The organism is Nitrobacter sp. 62-13 (assembly GCF_001896955.1).
Classification (GTDB): Bacteria; Pseudomonadota; Alphaproteobacteria; order Rhizobiales; family Xanthobacteraceae; genus Nitrobacter.
This window is the reverse complement of the sequence record NZ_MKRN01000161.1, coordinates 5,867-7,851: the sequence shown is the minus strand read 5'-3', so window position 1 is coordinate 7,851 and position 1,985 is coordinate 5,867. Positions and strand designations below refer to the sequence as shown.

Genomic DNA, 1,985 nt, shown 5'->3' with positions numbered 1-1,985 from the left:
AAAGTGACCCAACAATCCAAAGCGGTCGCTGCCTGAGCGCTCCCGCAGACCAGCGCAGCATACCTGTACGGGGTGCTGGCCGGATGCGTACCTAACTAATGCGGACTGCGTAGATTGAGCTGCGCTGCGCTCAACGGCATCGCGTACGGGGACGGTAGCTAGATAAGGCAGGTGACAAGCGCAATCCGTGAATCGAAATCGCGAGTCGGATCGTTGCTACAGAGTAAAACCGCCAGCCCGATTAGAGGCTGGCGGTCAATTCGCTCGCACATCAATCAGCTGTAGCTCTCGCCCTGGTCCTGAGTGACTGGGGAATGCTCGTCCTTTTCTTTCTCGTTCTTCTCGTCCTTCTTCGGAATCTTCACGCCGGGCTGCTGGTTGGGCTGCACGCCGGCCGTCATGTCCGACTTCAGCGAGGCCTTGGAGCTATGGTCTATCTTGTCGATGAGATGTCAACCAAGAATGCGCAGGTGCGTCCGCCAAAATCACTGGGCTGCTTCCAAAGTCGCGCAGCAGATCTGTGATGATCAAGCAATGGAGATGATTAGCTATTGTGCCGGAATAGGCTGCAAGTCTGGCGCTCTGTTAGCGACGGGTCTCGCGTTCAGCTCTGTGATCAGTTGTTTCATTTCGCCGATTTCCCGTACCTGGGCTTCGATGATGCCGTCAGCGAGCTTGCGCACTCTAGGATCGCGAATGTGTGCTCTTTCGCTTGTCAGGATCGCGATCGAATGGTGCGGGATCATCGCCCGCATATAGGCCAGGTCATCGACAGTTTCCTGGCTGCGAACGAGCCAAAGCGAGCCCGTGAACACGGCCGCAGCTCCCCCCAAAATAGTCAGCTTGCGACCAATTCCTGTATACATCTTCCACATGAAAGCCAGCATGATGATTGCCATGACTGCGCCCATGTAGATCGCCATCCATGTCCGAGTCTGACTGTAGAATATGTGATCCCACGCATAGGTGTTCAGATACATCAGCCCGAACATGACGACTGTCGATGTGGCGATCATCGCCAGAAAGCGGGTGTAGCTCATTACATTACTCCCATAGGTGCGAACAGCATCCAGATCGCCATCGCGACCATCATCACGTTCTCGGTGAGCGAGACGAAGCCGAGCGGCACCTTCGAACCGCCACCGACACAGGCACATTTGATGTCGCGCTTCTGGACATAGACCGCATAAATCACGGAGACGGTGCCAATAACTCCGATGAAAAGTGCGACCGGAATTGAGATCCAGTTCAGCGCTCGTGCTATCATGAGCACGCCCGCGAGTGCCTCGGCGAACGGATAAATAAAGGCATACGGAACCCACCGGCGCGCCAGCAGGTCATAGCCCAGAAACATAGTGGCAAATCCGTCGACGTCCTGCAGCTTTTGGATGGCCAGGATGCACATCGCAATCGCGATGAACCATTCGCCCGTACGCACGGTGATTATCGCGCCATTCAACGCCCAACTGCCTGCCATCGCCATCAGCGCCGCCACGGCGAAAATGGCGATCACAGGCTTGTAGCTGGTCGCCTGGGGGTCTTTTACGGCTTTGCCGAAGAACTGGCGGAGCTCATCGTTACCCCCGACCCGCTTGCCATCGATGAAGGTCTGCGGCGTAGTCTCGACTTGATACTCGTGCTTGAATGCATCTGTTTCCTCTTGTGTGCGCAGCCAATGATCGTCGACCGCATAACCCTCTCTTTCTAGTAGATACTTACTCTTGAGGCCGTAGGGACAAACGTGCTTGTCCATCACCATCCGGTAGAGTGTTGCGGTTTTGGTGGCCATTTTTTGTCACTTCCTCACTTTTAGAACAGGTCGACCAACTCGTCGACATTAACTCGCTGCTCTTCCACATTGCCCGGGCGATTACGTCAGCGACGAAGCTGGGGCATCGTTCTTGAGGATTGTGGCTCTCGACCTTCGGCAGCGCTGACTTTACCGTTTGGGTTCGGTGTAGGATCTCAATGCACTAACGATCATA

General features: G+C 55.2%; 3 protein-coding genes. All 3 read right to left on the bottom strand.

Going from position 1 to position 1,985, the window contains the following annotated elements:
• Positions 1–275: 275 nt before the first annotated feature.
• The gene (locus BGN91_RS11230) at positions 276–401 is read right to left on the bottom strand and encodes a hypothetical protein (RefSeq protein WP_292613147.1); all 126 of its coding nucleotides are present in this window, start codon (positions 399–401) and stop codon (positions 276–278) included.
• Positions 402–548: 147 nt separating this feature from the next.
• Positions 549–1,040, bottom strand: a complete 492-nt coding sequence (locus BGN91_RS11225) for a DUF305 domain-containing protein (RefSeq protein WP_292613145.1) — start codon at positions 1,038–1,040, stop codon at positions 549–551.
• Positions 1,040–1,789, bottom strand: coding sequence for a glutaredoxin family protein (locus tag BGN91_RS11220; protein ID WP_292613143.1), 750 nt, complete (start codon positions 1,787–1,789; stop codon positions 1,040–1,042). The genes BGN91_RS11225 and BGN91_RS11220 overlap by 1 nt, the downstream gene beginning before the upstream one ends.
• Between the last annotated feature and the right edge of the window lie 196 nt (positions 1,790–1,985).

Bases quoted from the DNA above. Each gene is read 5' to 3' on its own strand.
- BGN91_RS11230 (WP_292613147.1), bottom strand. From the start codon at position 401: ATGACGGCCGGCGTGCAGCCCAACCAGCAGCCCGGCGTGAAGATTCCG.
- BGN91_RS11225 (WP_292613145.1), bottom strand. From the start codon at position 1,040: ATGAGCTACACCCGCTTTCTGGCGATGATCGCCACATCGACAGTCGTC.
- BGN91_RS11220 (WP_292613143.1), bottom strand. From the start codon at position 1,789: ATGGCCACCAAAACCGCAACACTCTACCGGATGGTGATGGACAAGCAC.